This is a genomic window from Gloeothece verrucosa PCC 7822 (genome assembly GCF_000147335.1).
GTDB classification, from domain to species: Bacteria; Cyanobacteriota; Cyanobacteriia; order Cyanobacteriales; family Microcystaceae; genus Gloeothece; species Gloeothece verrucosa.
In genome coordinates this window covers 361,532-384,907 of the sequence record NC_014533.1, presented here as the reverse complement: position 1 = coordinate 384,907, position 23,376 = coordinate 361,532, and the positions used below count along the sequence as shown (strand labels likewise).

Below are 23,376 nucleotides of genomic sequence, written 5' to 3'. Positions count from 1 at the left end.
ACGAAAACAAACCAGTCATTAATATGAGTAAGTTATCAGAGAATTCAGTATTAATTATCGGTGGCGGTCCCGCAGGCTTGAGCGTGGCTTTAATGTTAGCTAAAAGAGGATGGAGTAATATTACTGTTCTGGAAAAAAGACCCTCGGCGAATTATTATGAATCTGATAAGGCTTTTAGTTATCAAATTGATGGACGAGGGCAAAAATTAACAGATTTTTTAGGCTTTACTGAAAAATTGGCGGCTAAAAGTGTTCCTAGTACAGAATTTTACTTTACTGTAATTGATAAAAATGGTAAGCGTAAAACTACTCAGCTTCCTATAGTGGATGCTCAACGAAAAACTGCTTATTGGTTACCTAGAGCAGAGTTTTTACAAGTCCTTTACGAGGAAATTATTGAGAAATATCCAAATAATATTCAAGTTTTATTTAATACTGAATGTTTAAGTATTGAAAAAAAAAGTGATTATTTAGAAGTCATTTGCCAATCAAATCAACAAGGGGAATTTAGCTTTTATCCCAATTTCCTAATCGGTTGTGATGGCATCAATTCTATTGTCCGGTCTTTTTTACAGGAAATAGAAGAGGACAAAACTTGTTTTCAGGTCTTGAAATTTCCTTCGCCGAGTTCAGAATTACTATATAAAATTCTTTCTCTTAAGCCTCAATTTCCGCTTTCTGAACAAGCTGGTGATCTATCACAATCTAGCATGGCTTATGTTATTCGCTCAGTTTTTCAAGACCGCCACAAGAAGCTTTCTTTAGGTTTATTACCTTTTAAAAATTCTTTACAGCCCAGAACTGCCAATATTATTACTTATCGGGATCACTATATTTGGCAATTAAAAACTCCTAAAGAATTTGAACAGTTTTTAAAAGAGTCTTTTCCTCAATTACCTTTAGATAAAATTGTTCCTCCAGAAGAATTTGCTAGATTTATGGCTAGTAAAGGGGGCAAATTTCCTATCCCTCAATATTGCCCCCAGTTCTGGAAAATTTTAGAAGAATCAGGCTTAAATTCCCCTTCAAAAACGGCTATTCTGTTATTAGGAGATGCTATTCATAGTTTTCCTCCCGATTTAGGACAGGGAGTGAATTCAGCTTTAGAAGATATCTATCTTTTGAAAGATCTTTTAAATGAAACTAAAGATGATCTCTCTCAAGCACTTCCTCGTTATCAAGAGTTACGACTACCTGATGTTAAAGCTTTGATTCGCTTGGTACAAGTGAGCTATCCTTGGCAATATAATCAAAATCTTTTCCAGAAGCGGCTATGGAATATTAATTTTTTATTACGTTTGGTTTTAAGCCGCCTATTTCCTTTTCTGTTTAGTCCCCATTCTTTTTTGCTGATTCAAAATCATGAGTTATCTTATTCAGAAATTTTAGCTAAAAGTAATAGAACTACTTTAGCTTTAGGGATTTTAGGCGGTTTAGTTTTACTCAGTTGTCTTGTGTTAAGTACCTGGACATAAATAAATCAATCTATCTTAAAAAATGTAAAAGCCTTGAAATCCTTTGCTGTTCCCTGTTCCCTTGCCAAACAGTTAACTATTTATTTTTGTCTATTCTTGATTGCTAATTGCCTTTGGTATAAGGTTATCAGTCGGTTATGATTATGTGAACAATAGTAAAGTTTTTCAGTACCTTCTCAAGCAGAAGCAAAATTTCTTCCCGGTTTCTTCAATTTCAGTGTATTATTGCAATATCCATATCTCGTTTATTTTCACCCACCCTGCCGCTCAAGGGAAGGAGTTTGTCTAGGTCAATCTAGACGAGGCAAGAGGTGATACCGCATCGAGATACTACTTAATACAGACCTTCGAATGCTTCCCTAGTTCGGATTTTCTGTAAGCCTGATTGCTTAGGGCGTTGGCTTAAGACAAGCCATCTAAGTTGTATCGCGGTAAGAGAACTTAAGCGAGTTGGCTGGTTGTCGTCTGAGCGCGAGTAAAAACCAGTTTCCCGTCAGGGAATGTCAAGCCGTCTTTCTGGGACGGGGTTTTAAATCCAAGATTTACGATGAATTTACGAGAACTAGCAAAAAGTCCCTTAAAAATAGTGAACGCCGTCTGTCTAGCTAACTGCACGGCGATCGCATTATTTAATAGATTGTTTTGTTTGGTTTCTCTTGTGTTCTAGCAATAACAAGAAAAGGGGGTTCTTTATGGAAAACATCCACTAAGAATAAAATCAATTAATTTAATTCTAGCAGCTACTTGATCGTTTTTCAAGTGACTGACAGGTTTTAATTAAGGAAAATTCCAGATTGAGCTAAAACAGGGTCGGTTCGTCGGGAACGAGTTCCCGACCCCAGCCTAGCTACGAGGGCAACCCCCAAACGGCCTTACAGGTGAAGTTGATTAAGTTTTTAAGCAAACCCACCCAAAATATTAAACATTAGTGACTAAGAAAAAGAATCATTATGGTAACTTTACAAGAAACCCAAAAATCTGCTTATTTAGCCAATCCTGAAGCCGAAGAATTAATTCTTGGCGGCATCCTTTTTGATCCTCGTGCGATGGCTAAAGTCGCTGACCTTTTATCTCCTGAGCATTTCTATGTCCGGCGCTATGCCGCCATTTACGAAACCGCCTTAGAACTTTACCAGTCCGGACTGCCGACAGACTTAATGACGGTGCAACACCGCTTAGAAGAAAAAGGGATCTGTGAACAAGTAGGCGGCATTTCTCAATTGGCGCAATTGATTGAGCGAACCGTCAGCGCGGCTAACATTGATGTTTATGCCCGAAATATTGTGAGAAAGCACTGGGAAAAACGAGAGCTTCAATCTCTGTCTCATCATATTTGTGAATGGATAAATGATCCTAATTATTCTCCTAACCAAATTCAAGAATTAATTATTAATCAAGCCCAAGCCTTAAATACGGCATCAGGGAATAAATCAACCCTTCAAAGAGCGATCGCCGGCATTCAACAAATTCTACAACGAAAAGACCTAACAGAACTCGAGCAAAAAATCAAGTTAGAAGAATTAAGAGAAAGTTTAAAGATTCAGCCTAATTTGTGGAAAAATGAATGTTTAATGCCAGCAAAACAGGAATTAGCAGTCAATAACTTAATTTCACTGACAAGCAAATCTTCTCTAGATATTCTGGAGTTACTTGATAGAATTAAAGACCGCAATCTGAGTGAATCCGAGTTAGAAATTGAACTACGCGCTTTAGCTCAATTGAGCAACTATCAACTTTATGACCTGAGAAAACTTTACCAGCAACGGTGCTATGAGCATGATTTAAATTTTGATGAACTCGAATTAGCCACCTCTCTGCCGCAATTAATTGCGCTACATAAAAAAGGGCTAGACATTCGCAAAATTTTGCCGCCTCAATTAGCCGCTACCATTATTAATACAGCCAATGCTATGCCTACAGCAGTAGAAGCGATTTTTACCCATCTTTTACCGGTGTGGGCGGCTTCTATAGGAACGGCAGCCCGAATTATCGTTAAAGTAAGTTCTAGATACATTCAGCCTTGTATTCTTCGCACGATGGTAGTGGCTAATAGTGGTGATCGTAAGTCGCCGGCTTTAGACAATGCCACCGAAGCTCTAGAACAGATAGAAGATGAAGCCTACACCCAGTATCAACAACAATTAAGCCGCTATGTTGAAGAAGTGGAAGAATGGTATTCCTCTAAAAAAGATGAGCGGGGACCTAAACCCAAAGAGCCTATCTGTAAACGCTTTGTGACACGAGATGTTAACTACGAAGGTTCTATCCGACTCCATGAACAAAACCCACGAGGACTCTTAAACAAAGTGGATGAATTAGCCGGATATTTTAAACGGATGAATAAATTCCGCAATGGTCATGGCGATGATGATACTCTTGATTTAACCTTATTTGGCGGCAAGACCTACTCTAAAGACCGCAAGGGTGAATCGACTTATTTAAGACGGACAGCGATTAGTGCCACTGGAACCATTCAATGGTTATCATTAGCAGAACTTCAAGCTAAATTTTCTGATAGTGATTATACGGGAGCTTTAGCGCGATGGCTTGTGTGTGCTACCGAACTACCAGCCCCTTATTTAGATTTGCTTCATGATTGCGAAGATTTTGGTTTAAATAAAATTAATCGAAATTTAATCGAATGGTTGCACTTGCTGCCTGAACAAGATTATATCCTCTCGCCAGAAGCTAAAGTTATTTTTCAAAAATGGCAGCATCAGTTAGTCAAAAAGATGAAAGCTGAAAGTATTACGGCTTTAGAAGTGGCTTATCCGAAATTTGAGTCTTACTGCGTTAGAATTGCGTTAGTTTTGCATTTAGTTTGGGCTTGGAGTAATGGATCTGTAGAGCCTTCTGTGAGCGGCGAAACCATGAAACGAGCAATTTATGTGATTAATTGGTATATTCAGCAGTTACGTTACGTTTTAGCGAAAAATTCGCCGGCTTTAGCTTGCGAAGGCAATGCTTTAATTGTTAAAGAACTTTTAGCCAAAAAAACCGAATTAACCATGCGCGATGCAAGACGTGGAAGTCGTCGGTTAAAAGAATTAAATGATAGTCAACTGAAGTCAATTTTCCGCGCCTTGGTAGAGGCAGGTTTAGCCAACTATGTGCCGGCTAAAACTCTCAAAATACGCTCTCTGGTGCCAACTGACACAAATGTCAACCTTTCAGACAGGGTTGCTCCTGTAGATTTTATCAACCCTTTGGCAAGTTTAACTGTCAAAGATGATCAGCAAATGTCAACGCTAATTAAATCGCTAAATCCTAGTTCAGGAGAAGATCAGAGTAATCTTGGTGTCACACAAGAGAACCCATCAGTTAATTTTGAAACCACATTAGTAGACAATATTGACTCATCTCCATTGTCTCTAAAAGACAAAAATGTTGACAGCAAAATAGCAGAAACCCAATTACAGCAAGGGATAGAGTCTGTCGATCAGTCGATGCCAGTAAATGACATATTTGGCTTAGAAATTATAGAACCCAATAAAATCCAGGCTTTTGACTACTCTTTAAAGGATGACGTTGATGTCACTTTTTCTGAGAGTGACTCATCTCAACAAGAGAATGATTTTGATATTTCTTTAGTCTCAACTGCGAACAATTCTCCCAACCTTGAGCTTGAGCAATCACCAAGCCCAGAAAACCCTGATAAAGAGGAATATTTTTCTGAATTAGAAAATAATGACTTGAATAACCCGTCTATTAATGCCATTTCAACACCTGTACCAGCAATGGAGAGCAGTAATACACCTGTTTATATTTATGAAGGAACCTATTTAGCCATTGGATCAATGGAAACCCCATTGGCGGCTTTTTGGCGAAAAATTATTAGCATTCAACCCGGCTCAAGAGTGATTGTTTTAGATGAAGCACCGTTAAGCGGCTGGATGGAACAAGCCGGTTATGTATGGGTTAAACCGATAGGGTTCACAGAAGCGGCTTTAATTGCTGTATTAAAAGCCCATTTACGCTTGGAAGGTCCTTCAAAGGAAACATAACAAACCTCCTAGGGGTTTGAGATTCCTCGTGGCCCTTCGCTATCGTTCAGGACTCGCTTGGGACATAAAAGTGTTGGTGCGCGTTTCTGAATGCGTAACTCCTATTATCCTAAAAAGTCGCCACAAGTAATTTTTGTTACTTGGCCATTTTTAATGGAAAAATAAAAATAGGTTGGGCTACTGTACTCAACCTCATAATGTAAAGTATTGTTATCGCTTGTTTTAGGATTGCCATAAATAGTCCTAACTTTTAATATATTATCTCCCACTTTTACTCCATCAATGGTGGCATATTTAGGACTATTTGCCTCGATCTCGTACACAAAAAATTTACCGCTTGGTTTAACATCTTCCAACATTTTTACGGTTAATCCTGGATATTGTAGAATGCGTGTAAAACCGGCAACTGCTATATAATCATTTTTTGTGCTGAGAGGTTGACCTAATAGTTTTTTCACTTGTTCTTCTGTCATGGAAAGACCTATACCGCCTACTTTCAAGCGATTATAAGGTATCATTTTTGATTGTTTAGAATGGTAATTATTATCACTAGATCCGCTAGGAAAAGCATAGGTATTTAAAGGAGGTATTAAGCCAAATACTAATAAAGAAAAACCCAATGTTATATTGAAAAAATATTTAAATAGTTTTGACGAATTATAATTAATGATTGGTTTCATAAGAAAACTCCTTTAATTTAAATTGTTGAGTGGGTTGGGGATTGCAAAAAACCTATTGAGATTTTGTTGCTCAAGTTTTTAAAAATTAAGCTATAATCTCATCTTTAAAATTGTTATTTGCTGGCTAGAGTTCTTGGATTAAGTCCTCCTTTTATTATCTTCAACACCAGACAGAGCAATTCCGCTATGGTGACTTATAAATCTCATTCAGTAGGTGGGCAAAAGTCTAGTTAAGTCCTAGACTCAGCGCAGACAACCGACGAAGGAGCGGCGAGTGCCCAAGATTTTAGGCATTTTACATTTATTAACATAGAAAACTTTATTGATATCTAGGTACTTATGTTAAAATACTGTCGGTTATAAAGTACAGTAAACTTATCAAGAAAGTGATGTATAATGAATCACAGGCGTATTAAAATTATAAATAAGCATTATGGTCAACAACTTTAAAAAAGTTAAATTGGAGAAAAATTAATGCTATTTCTTTTATTTAAATCAGAACTCGTTGCTCGGGAAGTTGCTTGGCAATTACGTGCTATAAGCATAAAAAAGCTGGTGATTTTATATCAAACAGACACACAAGCTCTCAAATTAGCTATTGCTTTAGCTGGCGGCAAGTGTGTAAAAAGTTGGAGACTGTTTTCTATGGTTAGCCTCATTACTTTTCTTTTTCTAATCTGTTTTAGAGTGATAGGAGAATTTAATCATCCAGATGAGCTAAAAATATTTACAGAAGATGGACTGACTCATTTTTTTATTTGCAATAACCAATCATTCGGCCAACTCCAACTAGCCATTAATTGTGAAAATAAACTTCTTCCAACTCAAAACCATTCACCAGACTTTTGATGAATCCTTAGCCGCGCCGTAACCGAGCAGCGAGTTTTTTGTATCCAATTGAATATTTTTTTCTACGATGTTGAAAGAGTTTAATTTAGGAGTTACGCACTCAGAAACGCGCACTAACGAGTTTATGTCATTCCTCGCTGTGCGAAGGATCGCGGACAATCTCAAACCCATAAAATTGGGTTATGGTGCGTAAGTCCTATAATTGATCACTTGGAATTATCTTCTCCTAAAATTTCCATTAATTTTCGAGCGGCTAAAACTCCAATGGCAACTCCTCCGGCAATTTGTGCGGCTCGTACTATGACTTTACCAGATTCGGTAATGCCTAAATGTTGCTGAAAAATTTCGTCTTTGAGCCATTCAGCAGTGGCTTTAAAATTATGAATTGGCGTTGGTAATAGCTCTAAATATGTGCCCTGACGGATAAGATGCCCTAGTTCACCATCCACTTCAAACTTATCATAAATGTTAGCGGCAGCATTTTCTAAGCCTAATTTTAATAATGTTCCTCGCAAGTTAATTTTAGCAGGACGGGGTTGTTGCCCTAAAGCAAGTGCTGTTAAATTATGAGCGATTTCGGCTCCTTGTTGATAAGCAACTTGGGCTGTGGGTGGTAGAGAGCTATTTTCAATGGCGGCACAGTCTCCGCCGGCAAATACTTCTGGAAAATCTAACAGTTGTAAGGTAGGAGTAACTAAAAGACGACCATGAGAATCTCTGTTTTCTTGAGGAATTGCTAAGTTTTTAATTAAAGGATGGGTAGAACTGCCAGTTGCCCAAATGGTTGTAGCACTCTGGATAGTTTTAGTTTGATTTTCTTGCTCATATTCTACTGTACTGGGAGTAATTCCTTTAGCTTTACAACCTAATAATAATTCGACTTTTGTCGCACGTTCTTGCAGTTGATCCATAGCTGTTTGACGTAAATGCGAGTTAATATCTCCTTCAAGAATTTCCTTTCCATGATTGAGAAGTATAATCCGAATTTCATTTTGATCGCCTCCTAAAGCCGCATACCAATAAGGCAGCAAATCCGCTAAAGTAGCCGCCATTTCTACTCCCGAAGGGCCTCCCCCTACTACAACGACAGTTAATAAATGTTTTCGAGATTCTTTATCTTCGGTTTGTATGGCTTGTTGAAGACAATAGCGTAAGTGACGATCAAGCGCGATGGCATCTTGTTGAGACCACAAAGGAAATGCAAATTCTTTTGCTCCTGTGATGCCAAAATAATTGGTAATACTTCCTACCGCTAAGACTAAATTACTATAATTATATATTGTGCCAGAAATTAATTGAATTTCTTGTTCTTGTAAATTAATGGCTTGAACAGCATCTTGGACAAAAATAACGCCGCTACCTTGTAGCAATTCTTCATAACGAGGAACCACCTGCATAGGTTCCATTTGCCCACTAAAATATTCATAAAGTAAGGGTTTAAAACAAAAGCGTTCATTGGGGTCAATCAAAATAACAGAACGAGGATAATGGTTGTGAGTTAAATGCAGAGCGGCAAATAGTCCTGTAAATCCACCGCCGATAATTATTGTTTGATAAACTGGATTGTTCATGTTGTTTTCCTATAAAATATAAATGATTAAAAATAAAAATATCCAAATTACATCTACAAAATGCCAAAAAAGGGTTACAGCACTTACGCCAAAATGACCTTTTTTATATATGTTAGGAAGCCATGAGCGCACGAACATAGTTAACTGTAATAAAACGCCTGTTAGAACGTGCAATCCATGAAACCCTGTCAGCACATAAAAAGCCCCTCCTGCTACTGCTGTTTTTAATCCAAAATCAAGGCCATTCCACTCATTTTTCTGACCGACTAAAAAATAAATTCCCATGAGAGATGTTGTCAGCCAAAGAGCGCGAAACTTGTTTATTTTCCGTTTTTTAAGCGCATTTTCTGCCCATTGAATAATCAGGCTACTAGAAAGAAGTACCACAGTATTAATGGCGACTAAAACTGTTAATTCTGGGCCTTTAACGCCTGGTGGTAACCAATTAGAAGAATTATATTTTAGAGCAAGATAGGTCAAGATGAAACTTAGGAAGATTAAGCTTTCTGATAGTAAAAATACAGTAACTCCAAATAGGGATTTATGTTGAGAGTTTTCAGCATCACCGCCGCCAGTAGGTAAAAAGCGTTGTAACCAGTGGGGAAATCGTTCTAAAAGACGTTCAAAACGAATTGGACTATCATCAATATGAATATGTCTAGGCATAACGTTAGAATTTAATAATTATAATAGTTGACTTTTAACTAAAGACTAATAACTAATAACTAATGACTAACGACTAATGACTAACGACTAATGATTAATGATTAATCCGAAGGTTCTATAACAGCAATTTTGGGGTCACCATAATCATAAGGAGGTCTTGTAACTGTAGGAACTTCGGCAAAATTTTCTTGAGGAGGAGGAGAAGAAGTTGCCCATTCTAATCCTGTTGCATACCAAGGATTATTACTTGCTTTTTCTCCTTCAAGGCAAGAATAAATCATATTAGCAATAAAAGGTAAAATCGAAACGCCGAGTAAAAATGAGCCAAGACTAGCAATAATGTTCCATCCCTGATATTCGGGAGGATAAGAAGAGACGCGGCGAACCATTCCTTGCAATCCTACTGGGTGCATAGGAAAAAAGGTCAAATTAGCACCGATAAATGTTAGCCAAAAATGTAATTTTCCCCAACCTTCTGAGTACATTCGTCCGGTAATTTTGGGGAACCAAAAATAAAATGCTCCAAAAATAGCCATCGTGATCGTGTTATAAACAACATAATGAAAATGACCTACTACGAAATGTGTATTATTGACGTGTAAATCGAAAGGAACAGCACTAAGCATGACTCCTGTAATACCAGCAAAAATAAACATAATGACTCCTGCTAAAGCAAAAAGCATGGGAGTTTGTAAATGTAATTTAGATTTCCAAACGGTGGCTGTCCAAGCAAATACTTTAATGCCGGTAGGCACAGCTACTATCATAGAAGTAATCATAAAAGTAATTCTTAACCAACTGGGTGTTGCACTAGCAAACATATGATGTGCCCAGACAAAAAGGCTTACTAAAGCAATACCGAAAGAGGCTAAAGCAACGCTTCTATAACCAAATAAAGGATTACGACTAAAAGCGGGAATAATTTCTGAGAAAATACCAAATGCTGGTAAAGCCATTACATAAACAGCCGGATGAGAATAAAACCAAAATAAATGTTGATAAATAACGGGTTCTCCATTATGTAAAGGGGTAAAAAAGTGTGTTCCTAACAAATCAAACAAGAGCATAATTATTGCTCCTGTTAGAGAAGGTAAGCTAATTAATTGTAGTAATTGGGCGCTTAAAACTGTCCAAACAAACACAGGCATTCTAAAAAATGTCATACCTGGGGCACGCATCCATATAATGGTAGTGATGAAGTTGACGGCTCCCATAATTGATGAGATACCGATAAAAATTAAGCTTAAAATCCAAATAAATTGACCGTTGATTGGCTGTCCACCTGGAATTTCAAGGCTAATGGGAGGGTAAGACCACCAACCGGATTGTGCTGTACCATCTGGTAACAAAAAACTCGATAGCATTAATAAGCCGCTTGGGGGAATAATCCAAAAAGCAATGGCGTTTAATAAGGGAAAAGCCATATCTTTAGCTCCGATCATTAGCGGCACTAAATAATTAGCTAAACCTGCCATACAGGGAATAATCCATAAAAAGATCATGATGGTGCCGTGCATGGTAAACAAGCCATTATAAAGGGCGCGATCCACGAGATCAGATTCAGGCGTGAGCAATTCCCCTCTGATAATCATGGCTAGAAGTCCACCAATTAAAAAGAAAAAGAAGGTTGTTAATAAATATTGAACTCCGATTACTTTGTGATCTGTACTAAAACTTAAATAACGTCGCCAATTATTTTCTGATCGGTTGTCAGAGCGACGGTTTTTATTGGTTTCGGTAAGGCTTTGATTGGTCATTAGTTATTCGTTAATTAACTTTGCCAACCACTATTAAAAAGTGGTTTTTTGCTGGGTTCAGGGCGCAAATTTTCTGCTTTTAAGGATTGGTGCGGAACCGGTTCCGCACCCCACTCTTGTTCGCTGGCAATCCGCTCATTTTCTTGAGTTTTTATTTGAGCATTAGCCGCTTTATTAAGCCATTGATTGTACTCTTGAGGAGATTCAACATAAACATTGGCCTGCATTAAAGAAAAATAAGTTCCACTGAATTGAGAATCTTGTAAGCGATATTTTCCGGCTCGGGTTGGACTAAAAACAAAAGTAATAGTGCGATTAGGAAAAATATCTTGTTTGAGCCTAAATTCCGGAACATAGAAGCCATGAATTACATCTAGTGAATTCATCACTAAACGTACTGTTTCGTTTAACGGTAAGTGAAGTTCATGAGTTTCTAAGCCGTTTTTATAGCGAAAATACCATTGCCACTGCTTGACAAAAACTTGAATGTCTTCATCAACTTTTTGGTTGCTAACCTCTTGGCGGCTGTTGCTTTGATGATCAAAGCTTTTGGCATAAGCGGCTTTTTCTAAAGGATTAACCAGTTGTACTAACTTAGATAACCCTGATATATCTAATTCTCCGTAAATACTATAGCTTTGAATAGCTAACCACATTACTAAAATAATTGGTATAACTGTCCAAAGAACTTCTATTTTCCAATTTCCCCGGCCAGGATGTCCTTCACTATAATCATCTTCTTTTGCTCTGAAAAAAAGAATTGAATAAAGTATTACGCTGATTACTCCTATGTATATAAAGGCTCCGGCTGTGACTAAAAAACTAAATAATTCGTCAACCCGTCGTGCTTCTGCCGTCGCTTCAGGTGGCATCCAGCTATAGGATTGCTGTCCTATCCAACGGCTGATGATTAAATCTAGTGCTATCAAAGCAGCCAATAATAGGTATTCGAGAATCGTTAACATTTCTAATTAAAGAAGTTAATTGTTTGAATGTTTGATTGTTTTAATTTAAAGGCTTTTTTATATCTCCTTTCCTGAAAATGTGTATCAATATTATCATAATTATTTTTCGCTTAGATATGCCTATTTATATATTTCTCTGCTAAAAATGTCTAAGAAAATACTTTTATTCGTTTGCATCTATCAAAATGTAGATTTTTTAGAGAATAGGATCGTTGTTTTTAATTGGGAGTGCGTAACTCCTATTCTCTACCTTGGGATTATTTCTCATCAATCATTCTTGATTGCTATATTTCCTGGAGAGTGCCTAACTCCTATTCTGCGATATATTGTCTATTGCTTAGATGGATAAAAATTATGTCCTGTCACTAAACAACCATCTTCCATATAAATAATTCGATCAGCAATATCTAAAATACGGTTATCATGAGTGACCATAAGCACTGTACTTCCTTTTTCTTTGACTAAAGATTGTAAAATTTCTACTACCGCTCGACCAGATTTACTATCTAAGGAAGCCGTCGGTTCATCTGCTAAAACTAATTTAGGAGAACAAACTAAAGCCCGCGCAATGGCAACTCGCTGTTTTTGTCCTCCAGATAAATCATCAGGATAATAATTAATCCATTTTCCTAGGCCTACAGTTCTAAGAATGGCTTCTGATTTAATTCGGGCTTCTTCTTGAGAAATATCTTTATGGAGTTGTATCGTCATCTGTACATTTTCGCGAGCCGTTAAAGACCTCAGTAAATTATGTGCTTGGAAAATATAACCAATTTTTCGCCGCACTTCTATTAATTCTGTATCACTACTTTTAAGAAGTTCTTGATTTAAAACTTTTATACTGCCTTCTGTGATTTTTCTTAAAGCTCCAATCAAGGTTAATAATGTGGTTTTCCCAGAACCTGAAGGACCTGATAAAATGACGATCTCTCCTTGGAAAATATCGAGAATGATGTTGAATAGTATTTGCTTGCGTAAGGTTCCATGACCATAATAGTAATTAAGCCTTGAAATTTCAACTACAGGATTATTCATAAGATTTACAATTTACTAAAATATATCGGCGGGATCGGCTTGTAATAGTTTCCGCATGGCTAATAGTCCTGAAATAGAACACATTATCACTGTTAAAATAAAAACTAATATAATTTTATCTGAGGTCATCAGCATGGGTAAAAAAGTTGCTGATTTGGTTAAACTATAAAGATTGATCGCGATCAGTAAACTCGGCATATATCCTAAAACTGAAAGAATGATGGATTCTTGAAAAATGACTATTAATAAATAAGAATATTTGTAGCCCATAGCAATTAAAGTGGCATATTCTGATAAATGTTCTGAAACATCTGTATAAAGAATTTGATAAACGATTACTGTACCAACAATAAAACCCATCGACATACTTAAAGCAAAAATAAAGCCAATGGCTGTACTGGTTTGCCAATATCTTTTTTCAAATTCTACAAATTCTTGTTTATTATAAATAATTATATCATTAGGCAGTTGTTGTTTAAGGTTTTCAGCGACTTGTTTAATATCAGCATTGGGTTTTATTTGAATAAGGCCTATGTTAATTTGTTCAGCCTGCCGATCAGGAAATAGGTGTAAAAAAGTTGAATCACTGGTAATGATATTCCCATCAGCCGAAAAAGTAGGCCCTAAAGTAAATAAACCTACTACATCAATTTTTTTATTGCCTAATTCAGTAGTGACTATCTGATTTGTTTGAAATTGATTGACAATATCACCGTATTCTAAGCGAGAAGCTTGATCAAATAAAATTTTATCTTTAATTCTAATTTTGTCGATATTTTCCGCTAATCCCGGTACATCGGCAAAGGGTTTAACCGGCTCAAAACCATAAATAAAAATTGTTCTGAAATCAGAGGTTTTAGGGTTTTTCCAATCTCGATAGCCTACATAAATGGGCGTTACTGATTGAACTCCATCAAAACTTAAAGCTTGATATAATCTTCGTCTCGGGAATGCTCTCATGTAGCTAAGAGATTTTGAACGCGAACTAATCATTACTAAATCAGCGTTTACACTATGATGGATTCTGGCGGCACTATCATATAAAGCCGATTGAAACCCCAGTTGCATAAACATTAAAATATCAGCAAAGGTAATCCCTGTTAAAACTACCATCATTCGTGATTTTTCTCTAATTAGTTGCCGCCAAGCTAAAGGAATATCAAAAAACATTACTATAAACTCCGAGTTTTTTATTTTATTTGTAAACAGTTTTTTTTGAGGATTAAAAAGCTAGAAAATCAGACCTATAAAGTATTAATAACTACATTTACTTGTAAATTGGTGAGTTCAGAAACTTTTTTACTATCCTCGGGATTTAAACGGATTTTAACGTCAACAACTCGGCGATCTACATCTACAGTAGGATCCGGGGAAATAACACCTTGTTCTCCAATTTCTAATCCTACTTGTATGACTTTACCGAATAATTCTCCGGAAAAAGCAGAACTGGTAATTTTTGCTGTTTGTCCCAGACGCACTCGACTAATATCTAATTCATAAACTTCTGCTGTAACTGCCATCTGAGCCGTTTGTCCTATGGATACAATTCCTTGATTACTAATTCGTTCTCCATCGTGGGTATAAATTTTTAAAATTTGTCCTGAATGAGGGGCCCGCACATAAGCTAATTCTACCGTTTCTTTGGCTTTTTTTGCATTAGCAATGGCGCTTTTAACTTCGGCTTCAGCTAATTTTACATCGGTGGGACGAACTTCGGCAATTTGCTGTAAGACAGATTCATTTTCTTGAATTTGTTTTTCTAAAGTGCTAATGGTTCTATTTAAATTTGCTTTGGCTTCCTCTATTTGAGCTTTTCTAGATAATTGGATACGAAATAAAGAAGCTTGGGCCTCTTCTAATTTTTTTTGGTTAGTTTTTTCTTTTAAACAGATAGCTTCTTGATCGGAGGCAGATACAACAGAATTGTCATAAAGTAATTGATAACGTTTACATTCTGCTTGAGCATTTTCTAATTCGGCTTGTATTGATCCGATTTGAGCATTTTGAGAATTTTCTTCTCCCAATAACTGAGCTTGTAATGTGGCAATTGTTTCGCGCTGAGTTTTAATTTGTCCTTCTAATTCGGCTTTCTTGCCCTCAAATCTAGCTTGCTGTGCTTCTATTTCTCCTTTTTTGGCTCCTGCTTTCACTTGTTCTAAACGTGCTTGGGCAATGGTAATTTGTTCTTCAGCATAAGATAACTCGGCTGTTAATGTAGAAACGTTGTCTAAAATGGCGATTAGTTGTCCAGATTTTACATAGTCACCTTCTTTTACTAAAAGTTTTTCTATTCGGTTTCCTCCTATGGTATTTAAAAAGGTGGGGCCGGATAAATAAATAACTTCTTTTTCTGGTTTTATATAACCCAAGGCTGAGACGGCTTTAGTCTTGGAAGTGTTTGAAGCGGCAATCGAAGAACTGGCCGGACTAAGACTGCGAAAACGTAGAAAGTAATAAAGACTGAAGCCGCTCAAGAGTAAAGCCGCTATAATTAGTCCTAATATTTTCTTGTTTCCCGTAAGGGATAGGAGTTTACTTTTTTTACCGGTTTTTTGATTAGTAATTAATTTATTTTCCATATTTTTACCAATGATACAGCATATTCGTTTTTCCTTATTAAACTTTTTTTTAGAAAAATTAAAATCTAAGCTCAGTTCTTGACTAAAATTTTTAAGTTAATTTTTTAATGAGAGCTAAAGCTTAGATTGTCCATTTATTAAATTTTTATTTCTGAATTAGGCGGTAAAGAAAATCGCATCAGCTTGGGCTACAAGAGTCGCGGCTGTAATATTTTCTAAGAAAGCAATTTGATCTTCGCTGTCTTCACTCAAACCGAGGAAGATTTCTACCCCTCCAGAAACATCTTGAAATCTTAAGGTATTAACATTACTAACTCCTAAATTGGTTGTTTTAAGACGGAAGTTTTCAATGGTATTAAAGCCCTCTCCGACTTCTAGAATAATGTTGTTGATTCCTTCATTACCCAAAGTAGTAATATCGAATCCAGTACCACTATTAATGAGGTTAATTCCGTTACCTGGGTCGATTAAATCATCTCCTTGACCACCCAAGATAGTATCGCTTCCTTCACCCCCTATGAGTATGTCTTGACCATCGCCACCGTTGATTTCATCTCCTCCTTTACCCCCATCAATTTTATCATTGCCGCTTTCACCAAAAATAGTATCTTTCCCCCCTTTACCGGAAAGGTTATCATCACCGTCTAATCCTTTTAAAAAGTTCCCTTGATCATCCCCTTCAAGGTCATCATTAAACTGAGAACCTTCTACATTTTCGATGCTGATGAGTTGATCGCCTTCAGCATCTCCGAGTTGACCATTTCCTGTGCTTAATTTCACTTTTACGCCTGCGTCAGATGCGGCATAAGAAGCAGTATCATTACCTGAATTTCCGTTTAGGGTATCTTGGTCTTTACCTCCTGCTAGAAAATCATTTCCTGTACCTCCTTCAAGATTGTCTTTTCCGTTTTCACCGAAGAGGAGATCGTCGCCTCCACTGCCGGCGAGTTTGTCGTTACCTTCACCGCCAAAAAGTTGATTGTTTTTACTGCTACCACTGAGTTGATCATCAAAAGCAGAACCAATCACATTTTCAACATTAATTAATACATCTGTAAATCCAAAACCATCTTGAGCAAAACCTACATCAATTGCTGTACCAAGTTGGGCTAATAATTCATCTACTTGGGGAGGCAAATCAATATTAAAGTTAGCTAATAATGCTCCTAGATTGTCAGTGGTAACGACTCCTAACTCTACCTTAACAGCACCTGGGTCTCGACGGTAACTAGCTGTATCAATATCGCTAGTGGTAGTGTTACTGATGAGGCTAGTATCGCTGCCTTTTTCCAGAGAAAAAGTGGGTAAACGAAGCGGGATCGGACTGTCAAGAAAACTGGGTAAATTAAGGTCTAAACCTACCGTTGTTACACTAGGCTCGATGTTAAGTAAAAGCCCTGAAGCGTTACCAATAATAACGTCATCGCCGGCATTGCCTATAAAAACATCATCGCCGCCACCACCATCGAGGACATTATTTTCTGCATTTCCGATAATGGTATCTGCAAAATTTGAGGCAATGATATTTTCTAGATTACGTAAAGTATCTACGCCGTCGAATCCGTCAAAGGCTGTACCCTCAGCGACTTCAAATGTACCCTCTAAATCTGGTATTAAAGTATTCACATCGGCGATGTTGAAATAAGTATTTTCTTCATCAATGTTGATCAGCGCTCCTAGCGGCGAATTGATATAGATAGCGGTATCTGTCCCCAGATCGTCAATATCTCTGTCTCCTGCTCCATCAATAAAATCACTGCCTGCATCACCGGCAAGAATATCATTCCCGCTTTCACCTTCGAGGAAGTCGCTGCCTTCGCCGCCACTGCCGCCAATTCTGAGATTGATTAAAGTATCGCCCTCACCTACTGTGAAGGTTTCATCTATTAAACCGAGGAAAAGATCGCCGAGCATGATGTCATTGCCATCACCACCATTTAAGGTGTCGCCGCTACCTCCACCCACAAGAATATCGTCTCCTTCGCCTGCATCTAGAACATCTCGCCCTGCCGCACCGCCGACGGGGTCCGCAGAGAACCCATCTCCTAAAAGTATGTCATCCTCTGAGCCGCCACTGACAAAATCACTGCCACCAAAGCCTAAAACCTTATCACTACCCGCGTCTCCAGATATTGAATCGTTGCCCTCGTCTCCAATGATGACATCATCTCCATTATTTCCGTTGAGGATATCTGAGCCTTCCCCGCCACTGCCGCCAACTCTGAGGACAATTCCGTTAGCTGATAGGGTGGTATCGATCAAGCCGAGAAATAAGTCTCCCAATATTACGTCATTACCATCGTCTCCACTAATGAGATCGCCGCCTCCACCTCCTATCAGGGTATCGTTTTCACTCCCTCCCTGTAAGATATCACTGCCTGCACTACCCCCTACATTATCGACTGAGATCCCATCGCCTAAAATTAGGTCACTACCGCTACTGCCGGTGATTAAATCATTAGCGCCAAAGCCGAGAATCGTATCATTATCGTTCTCACCGTTTAGAGTATCGTTGCCATTATCACCCACTACTATGTCATTACCATTGCCAGCATTGATCAGGTCATTTCCTTCTCCACCAATGCCACCAACGGCTAAACTGATGCTTCCTAAAGAAATTACTGTATTATCGGCTTGAGCAATGGTAATGCTGCCTAAATTACGAATAATGGTCTGATTAATTAATCCTAAAAACAAATCCCCCAACAGTATGTCGTTCCCGTCGCCACCGCTTAGGACATCTGAGGCACCACCACCGATAACAATGTCATCGCCGCCTGCTCCGTCTAGGGTATCATTGTTAAAACCTCCTCCTTGCCCGTTAAAAGATACGCCATCCCCGAGTATAATATCGCTTCCTTCACCGCCGTTTAAATTATCAAAGCCGCCGAACCCTAATAAGGTATCTTGATCGTTACCACCATTTAAACTGTCATCACCTCGGTCTCCAATCAAGAGATCGTCGCCATTTTCTCCAAAAAGGGTATCATTCCCTTCTGATTCATTGAAAAAATTGCCAATAAAAAACTGAATGGGATCTGGATTATATATGTTTACATCATCTTCTTTATCGTTGGGAAGGAAATCTTCTGTATCAATAAAAAAGTTGACTTGTATCTGGCGGAGAAAATAGTCTCCTAGCATGATATCATCGCCATCAAAACCTAGGAGTAAATCGCCGCCGCCTCCACCTATAAGAACGTCATTTCCTCCTAATCCATCAAGGGTGTCATCTCCATCCAATCCCTGATCATTGGGGGCAAAAGCATCTCCTAAAATAATATCGTTACCGCCTCCACTGAAGGAGTTGTCTCCTACTAAATTATCGTTCCCGCCAAAACCTACGATAAAATCTCGGGCGGTGTTGGGAAGGCTGATGTTTCTATTGTCTGGATCGGGTATTGAATCTACAGAAATATCAAGGTTAAAAATGACGTTTGGCCCGCCTAAATCGCCTGTAATATTATCATTTCCCGTAGTGCCGGCGAAAATATCTGGCAAAAATTCTATTCTAAAATTTGTGGAAAAGTCTTCAAATCCAAAAGGAAATCCGGTGTCAACTTCTCCATTGATATTGCTTTTAAACAATCCGAACAATGTCATAGTTTTCGTCTCCAAAATTTGACAGTCAAAAAGATTATTTCCGCTTTTCTTGCAATTTTAGGGAATAGGTTGAACTCATTAACAGTTTCTAAATAATTTTTTAAAAATTAAACCTTTTTTAACCTCACTGTTGCTAATTAATGTCCAACCTAATTATTATTTTAATGAGCATTTTCAAAAATAGCTTTCCATAGTAATTCTGGTTCTACTATATTATGCCCATTAATAACCCACTGTCGAGCCGTAGTAGCGGCTAATTTTTTTACTCGCTTAGAAGGCTGTTTTTTGGTGTATGCTCTCATGGTTTGCGGTTCTACACATAATTCATACGCGGCTTGTTCGTGAGTTAAACCAAAAGCACCCCGAAAAACTAAAGGATGTAATTCTTCAAGTTGATTAATAGATAACTTAATTTTTTGAAGAAGATTTGCTTCAGTCAAATTCATTAATTGATTAGACATTTTTGCTGCTGCAATAATTACAAGATAGTTATTGAAAAAAATGATGATCTTCAGAAGAAACTCAAGGAGTGACAGCTTATCAATAAAGTTTACTGACTGTCTGAGAAGTAAACACACTCTCAGCCTTTTTTTGCTTCATGCTACTGTTAACTTGATTTTTGGCTACCTATTTCTGAGTTGGGTTCAAGTTAGATAATTGTTTAAATAAATTATCTACTTCATTTTGTAAATGCAAAAATTTTACTTTTCCATGAGGGGTTTCACACCAATCTTCAACTATACTCAAAGTTCCTTGAAGAAATTGCTCCCGGCAGCGATGGCGTTGAATTTTTCCACTTGATGTTTTGGGAATACTGGCGGGTTTAACTAAAACCGTAGCATAAACTTGAAGTTCAAATTCTTTCGTTACTACTTGACGAATACTACTTACAATTTCATTAATATTTAAATTTCGTAAGTAAGTTCGTTCTACTTCTTGGACAATAATTAATTTTTCTTGTCCTTTCATTTCTACTGAAAAAGCCGCGCCGCTATTAGAACGTAAGGCTGGATGGCTTTTTTCTACTGCCAGTTCTATATCTTGAGGATAGTAATTTTGTCCGCGAATAATAATTAAATCTTTTATTCTGCCGGTGACAAATAACTCTCCATCTCTGATAAAGCCTAAGTCTCCTGTGCGTAAAAATGGTCCTTGAACCTTGTCTGCTAAATAAGCTTTAAATACTTTTTTGGTTTCTTCAGGTTGCTCCCAGTAACCTTGAGCTACGCTTGAACTGCTGACCCAAATTTCTCCTACTTCTTCGGGTAAACATTCGATTAAAGTTTCGGGATTGACAATTAGGGTTTTTTGATTGGGTAGGTTTTGTCCACAGCCTACCAATTGTTTACTATGTTCGGGGTTTTGTACAGGTAAGACTTTATTTTGCTCAAGACTATTGCCATCAATTTCACAAATAACTGGCGGATCTGTTACTTTTCCACCTGTAACAATTAGGGTTGTTTCAGCCATCCCATAACAAGGGTAGAAAGCTTCTTTGCGAAAACCACAAGGCGCAAAATATTCGGCAAATTGTTCTAAGGTTTTTGCTCTGATGGTTTCTGCGCCAGTAAAGGCTACTTTCCAGCTACTTAAGTCTAGTTGATCTCGTTCTTCTGGAGAGATTTTTTGTAGGCACAAATCATAAGCAAAATTCGGCCCGCCACTGGTGGTGGCTTGGTGCTGCGAAATGGCTTGTAACCAACGCAGGGGCCTTTGTAAAAAGTCCATCGGTGCCATCAAACACACCGGAAATCCTCCGTAAAGCGGCTGTAATATTCCTCCGATTAATCCCATATCATGATAGGGGGGTAACCAAATCACTCCCTGACTCTGCTCAGAATGGGCAAAACATGAATAAATTAAGGATAAATTGTGCAACAGATTTTCATGGCTTACCATTACCCCTTTCGGCTTACCTGTAGAGCCAGATGTATATTGAAGAAATGCTAAGGTTTTTGGGGTTATGTTGGGTTTAGTCCATTCTTTGGCTAATTCATTATCTAAAGTATCTGTTGCTAACCATTGCAAAGATTTTAATTCAGGATGTTTATTTATTTCTGATTCTAAAGATTTTAAAATTGAGGAGGTTGTTAAAGCGATTGTTGCTTTAGCATCATTGGTAATGGAGAGTAAACGGGATATATGCTGACTCGCACGAGGCGGATAGGCTGGTACAGCGATTAAACCTGCATACAAACATCCGAAAAAGGCTTTGATAAAATCTAATCCCGATGGATATAGCAGTAAAACTCGCTCTCCCTCAAGTTTTAAAGATTGTAAAGAATAAGCAATTACTTGTGCTTGCAATTCTAATTCTAAGTATGTTATTTTAGATACAGTTTCACCTCGCTGAAGAAACTTATAACCAATTTTGTTAGGTTCTTTGTTAGCACGATGAGCTAAAAGATTGAGCAATGTAAAACTTTCGGATTTAATCTCCTGAAAAAATTCTATTTCTGGCTTAATCATTTTGTTTAGTCTCTAAAATTCAAAGAATTGGATAGGAGCGGAAAAAATTAAGAGAATTGGATAAATCTTCATTAGGAAACATACTGAAGACAATTGAAATTGACTTTTTAAGCTGAGTAATTAAATATGGGATAGGCATTGACTTAAATAAGTCACGGAATAGCTTAGACATTTATTGTCAAAGAAGCATGAGTTATTTAAACAGCCTGTTCATTAAGCCAAGAGTAATTGCTTGCATCAACCTCTGCTCAAGGTGATGAGGTTTGTAAATACAGGTAGCCCAAATAGTAACCGTTTCACAAGCTATGTTGAAAGGTTATTTAGAAAGTTTTTAGTTAAACATCTGCAAAATTGGTAGATCTCCGTTTGACTAAGTTATTTTAAGTTTTATGAATGGATACATTCAAGTAGTAATCATACCCGCTTGAGTTGAACTTGTCAACAGTTGTTTTCAAGTCAATTGTCAATAGCAATCTTATCTAGGTTATAAGAACTAGAAAAGTTAGCTGCCGTGTCCCTACAGCTAATAAATAAGTGAATTCTCATTCAGAATTGAGGATTTGTACATGAGATGCCAGTAAGCTTTTAGAAATTTATTTCAAGAATTTTGCTGTCGCCTTTTTAACGGCTATGGCCACTTATAGCCTTATTTAAATAGTACAGTAAATTTATCGAATTTATGTATTTTAAACAAGGTTAAAAATAAACAGTGTAGATTTTTTCTACTATTTTATATTAATGCAAAGTGTAGGTTTTTTCTACTGACAAACATTAATAAATCTGCTTTAATTAAGTCAACCTTGAGTAAGTAACAATATAAATCCAAGTTTTACTTGATTCTAATCATTTGTAAAATTTTGTTCAAAAAATTATTTTACCCGAGAAGTAAGCTAATGAAAAAAAGTGGAATTTCTAACTCGAACACAGGTGAAACAAAAACTTCAAATTAGTGAAGCTACTTTTCACAAATACGTCTCAATCTTAAAGCATCACTGGAGAGAAAGATTTAGGTATGTTTCTCGTCAAACTCATTGGAATGAGTATCAAGTCCATTGTATCAAATTTATAAAAAGCTTGTTTGATAGCGGACGAAACACTGAAGAAGTGATTGACTATATTGTTAATTACAAAATCCCAGATGTTGAAAGCGCTAATCAAGTTAAGCGTTAACCTTGCATACTAATTTCTCTTTCTTTGTCTCTATCTATTGAGGTATAGCCCTTTTTAAATAAGTGAGGTACAACTTAATTGACTTCTCTAGTCTTCAACAGGAATTTGTACCTTGTTTATTTAAAAGCGGCTGTAAAAGTTCAAATTATCCCAAGAAACTATCCACAGCAATCATTTAGTACATAATACATCAAATCATGACTAACACATTTCAGTTACAAAAAACCACTAAAAGCTATTCAGATATCCAAAAATGGATGATTAATTATATAGCCGACTTGCTAGAAGTTGATCCCGATGAAATCGATCCTAGCACTCCTTTTGATGGTTTTGGGTTAGACTCCTCAGCCGCCATTGGTATGACTGGAGATTTAGAACTGTGGCTAGGACGTGAAATTGAACCAACCGTTCTTTATGATTATCCTAACATTGAGCGGCTGAGTCAATACTTAACTCAAAATCCAGAAAATAATTAGTTTTTTTGTGAGCAACTGGCACGCTTTTAAGTTGTCTTAAGGCAAGGTAACACTTCGTCTCTGCGAGGTGTAAGCAA

At 37.3% G+C, this 23,376-nt stretch carries 16 protein-coding genes; 5 read left to right on the top strand and 11 right to left on the bottom strand.

Going from position 1 to position 23,376, the window contains the following annotated elements; all coding sequences use genetic code 11:
• Positions 1-23: 23 nt before the first annotated feature.
• Together CYAN7822_RS28720 and CYAN7822_RS34920 are read left to right on the top strand one after the other, a co-directional pair.
• The gene (locus CYAN7822_RS28720; RefSeq protein WP_013334478.1) at positions 24-1,475 is read left to right on the top strand and encodes an FAD-dependent oxidoreductase; all 1,452 of its coding nucleotides are present in this window, start codon (positions 24-26) and stop codon (positions 1,473-1,475) included.
• A gap of 950 nt (positions 1,476-2,425) precedes the next feature.
• On the top strand, positions 2,426-5,479 hold the full coding sequence (locus tag CYAN7822_RS34920) for a DUF3987 domain-containing protein (RefSeq protein ID WP_013334477.1): 3,054 nt from the start codon (positions 2,426-2,428) through the stop codon (positions 5,477-5,479).
• Positions 5,480-5,583: 104 nt separating this feature from the next.
• On the opposite strand, the gene CYAN7822_RS28710 is transcribed toward CYAN7822_RS34920, so the two are convergent.
• Positions 5,584-6,159 (bottom strand): hypothetical protein, encoded by a 576-nt coding sequence (locus tag CYAN7822_RS28710; RefSeq protein WP_013334476.1) that lies wholly within the window; start codon positions 6,157-6,159, stop codon positions 5,584-5,586.
• Between the two features lie 474 nt (positions 6,160-6,633).
• Between CYAN7822_RS28710 and CYAN7822_RS28705 the strand changes: the two genes are divergently transcribed.
• Positions 6,634-7,008, top strand: coding sequence for a hypothetical protein (locus tag CYAN7822_RS28705; RefSeq protein ID WP_013334475.1), 375 nt, complete (start codon positions 6,634-6,636; stop codon positions 7,006-7,008).
• A 206-nt stretch (positions 7,009-7,214) separates the two neighbouring features.
• Here CYAN7822_RS28705 and CYAN7822_RS28700 read toward each other — a convergent pair whose 3' ends face one another.
• The 10 genes from CYAN7822_RS28700 to CYAN7822_RS28655 form a co-directional block, all read right to left on the bottom strand.
• A complete protein-coding gene (locus CYAN7822_RS28700; protein ID WP_013334474.1) occupies positions 7,215-8,579 on the bottom strand; it encodes an NAD(P)/FAD-dependent oxidoreductase in 1,365 nt (454 codons plus the stop codon).
• Between the two features lie 9 nt (positions 8,580-8,588).
• Entirely contained in the window at positions 8,589-9,245 is a 657-nt protein-coding gene (locus tag CYAN7822_RS28695) for a cytochrome c oxidase subunit 3 (RefSeq protein WP_013334473.1), read from the bottom strand.
• Positions 9,246-9,346: 101 nt separating this feature from the next.
• Entirely contained in the window at positions 9,347-11,002 is a 1,656-nt protein-coding gene (locus CYAN7822_RS28690; RefSeq protein WP_013334472.1) for a cytochrome c oxidase subunit I, read from the bottom strand.
• Between the two features lie 14 nt (positions 11,003-11,016).
• On the bottom strand, positions 11,017-11,967 hold the full coding sequence (locus CYAN7822_RS28685; RefSeq protein WP_013334471.1) for a cytochrome c oxidase subunit II: 951 nt from the start codon (positions 11,965-11,967) through the stop codon (positions 11,017-11,019).
• Positions 11,968-12,297: 330 nt separating this feature from the next.
• Positions 12,298-13,002: a DevA family ABC transporter ATP-binding protein gene (locus CYAN7822_RS28680; RefSeq protein ID WP_013334470.1), complete on the bottom strand. Its 705-nt coding sequence runs from the start codon at positions 13,000-13,002 to the stop codon at positions 12,298-12,300.
• Between the two features lie 15 nt (positions 13,003-13,017).
• On the bottom strand, positions 13,018-14,172 hold the full coding sequence (gene devC, locus CYAN7822_RS28675) for an ABC transporter permease DevC (protein ID WP_013334469.1): 1,155 nt from the start codon (positions 14,170-14,172) through the stop codon (positions 13,018-13,020).
• A 74-nt stretch (positions 14,173-14,246) separates the two neighbouring features.
• Positions 14,247-15,581: an ABC exporter membrane fusion protein gene (locus CYAN7822_RS28670; protein ID WP_013334468.1), complete on the bottom strand. Its 1,335-nt coding sequence runs from the start codon at positions 15,579-15,581 to the stop codon at positions 14,247-14,249.
• 156 nt (positions 15,582-15,737) lie between these two features.
• Positions 15,738-19,184 carry a calcium-binding protein gene (locus CYAN7822_RS28665; protein ID WP_013334467.1) on the bottom strand — a complete coding sequence of 1,149 codons (3,447 nt, stop codon included), beginning with the start codon at positions 19,182-19,184 and terminating at the stop codon, positions 15,738-15,740.
• Between the two features lie 161 nt (positions 19,185-19,345).
• Positions 19,346-19,645 carry a hypothetical protein gene (locus CYAN7822_RS28660; RefSeq protein ID WP_013334466.1) on the bottom strand — a complete coding sequence of 100 codons (300 nt, stop codon included), beginning with the start codon at positions 19,643-19,645 and terminating at the stop codon, positions 19,346-19,348.
• Positions 19,646-19,811: 166 nt separating this feature from the next.
• Complete coding sequence (locus CYAN7822_RS28655) at positions 19,812-21,653, bottom strand: fatty acyl-AMP ligase (RefSeq protein ID WP_013334465.1); 1,842 nt, start codon at positions 21,651-21,653, stop codon at positions 19,812-19,814.
• Positions 21,654-22,556: 903 nt separating this feature from the next.
• On the opposite strand from CYAN7822_RS28655, the gene CYAN7822_RS28650 reads away from it, so the two are divergent.
• Both CYAN7822_RS28650 and CYAN7822_RS28645 read left to right on the top strand, forming a co-directional pair.
• Positions 22,557-22,823 (top strand): hypothetical protein, encoded by a 267-nt coding sequence (locus tag CYAN7822_RS28650; protein WP_013334464.1) that lies wholly within the window; start codon positions 22,557-22,559, stop codon positions 22,821-22,823.
• Positions 22,824-23,020: 197 nt separating this feature from the next.
• Positions 23,021-23,299 carry an acyl carrier protein gene (locus CYAN7822_RS28645; RefSeq protein ID WP_013334463.1) on the top strand — a complete coding sequence of 93 codons (279 nt, stop codon included), beginning with the start codon at positions 23,021-23,023 and terminating at the stop codon, positions 23,297-23,299.
• Positions 23,300-23,376: the final 77 nt, after the last annotated feature.

What these genes read in the sequence shown, in the direction of transcription:
- CYAN7822_RS28690 (WP_013334472.1), bottom strand. Translation starts at nt 11,002, where the DNA reads ATGACCAATCAAAGCCTTACCGAAACCAATAAAAACCGTCGCTCTGAC.
- devC (WP_013334469.1), bottom strand. Translation starts at nt 14,172, where the DNA reads ATGTTTTTTGATATTCCTTTAGCTTGGCGGCAACTAATTAGAGAAAAA.
- CYAN7822_RS28705 (WP_013334475.1), top strand. Translation starts at nt 6,634, where the DNA reads ATGCTATTTCTTTTATTTAAATCAGAACTCGTTGCTCGGGAAGTTGCT.
- CYAN7822_RS28720 (WP_013334478.1), top strand. Translation starts at nt 24, where the DNA reads ATGAGTAAGTTATCAGAGAATTCAGTATTAATTATCGGTGGCGGTCCC.
- CYAN7822_RS28710 (WP_013334476.1), bottom strand. Translation starts at nt 6,159, where the DNA reads ATGAAACCAATCATTAATTATAATTCGTCAAAACTATTTAAATATTTT.
- CYAN7822_RS34920 (WP_013334477.1), top strand. Translation starts at nt 2,426, where the DNA reads ATGGTAACTTTACAAGAAACCCAAAAATCTGCTTATTTAGCCAATCCT.
- CYAN7822_RS28665 (WP_013334467.1), bottom strand. Translation starts at nt 19,184, where the DNA reads ATGACATTGTTCGGATTGTTTAAAAGCAATATCAATGGAGAAGTTGAC.
- CYAN7822_RS28655 (WP_013334465.1), bottom strand. Translation starts at nt 21,653, where the DNA reads ATGATTAAGCCAGAAATAGAATTTTTTCAGGAGATTAAATCCGAAAGT.
- CYAN7822_RS28685 (WP_013334471.1), bottom strand. Translation starts at nt 11,967, where the DNA reads ATGTTAACGATTCTCGAATACCTATTATTGGCTGCTTTGATAGCACTA.
- CYAN7822_RS28645 (WP_013334463.1), top strand. Translation starts at nt 23,021, where the DNA reads ATGACTAACACATTTCAGTTACAAAAAACCACTAAAAGCTATTCAGAT.
- CYAN7822_RS28670 (WP_013334468.1), bottom strand. Translation starts at nt 15,581, where the DNA reads ATGGAAAATAAATTAATTACTAATCAAAAAACCGGTAAAAAAAGTAAA.
- CYAN7822_RS28680 (WP_013334470.1), bottom strand. Translation starts at nt 13,002, where the DNA reads ATGAATAATCCTGTAGTTGAAATTTCAAGGCTTAATTACTATTATGGT.
- CYAN7822_RS28695 (WP_013334473.1), bottom strand. Translation starts at nt 9,245, where the DNA reads ATGCCTAGACATATTCATATTGATGATAGTCCAATTCGTTTTGAACGT.
- CYAN7822_RS28700 (WP_013334474.1), bottom strand. Translation starts at nt 8,579, where the DNA reads ATGAACAATCCAGTTTATCAAACAATAATTATCGGCGGTGGATTTACA.
- CYAN7822_RS28660 (WP_013334466.1), bottom strand. Translation starts at nt 19,645, where the DNA reads ATGTCTAATCAATTAATGAATTTGACTGAAGCAAATCTTCTTCAAAAA.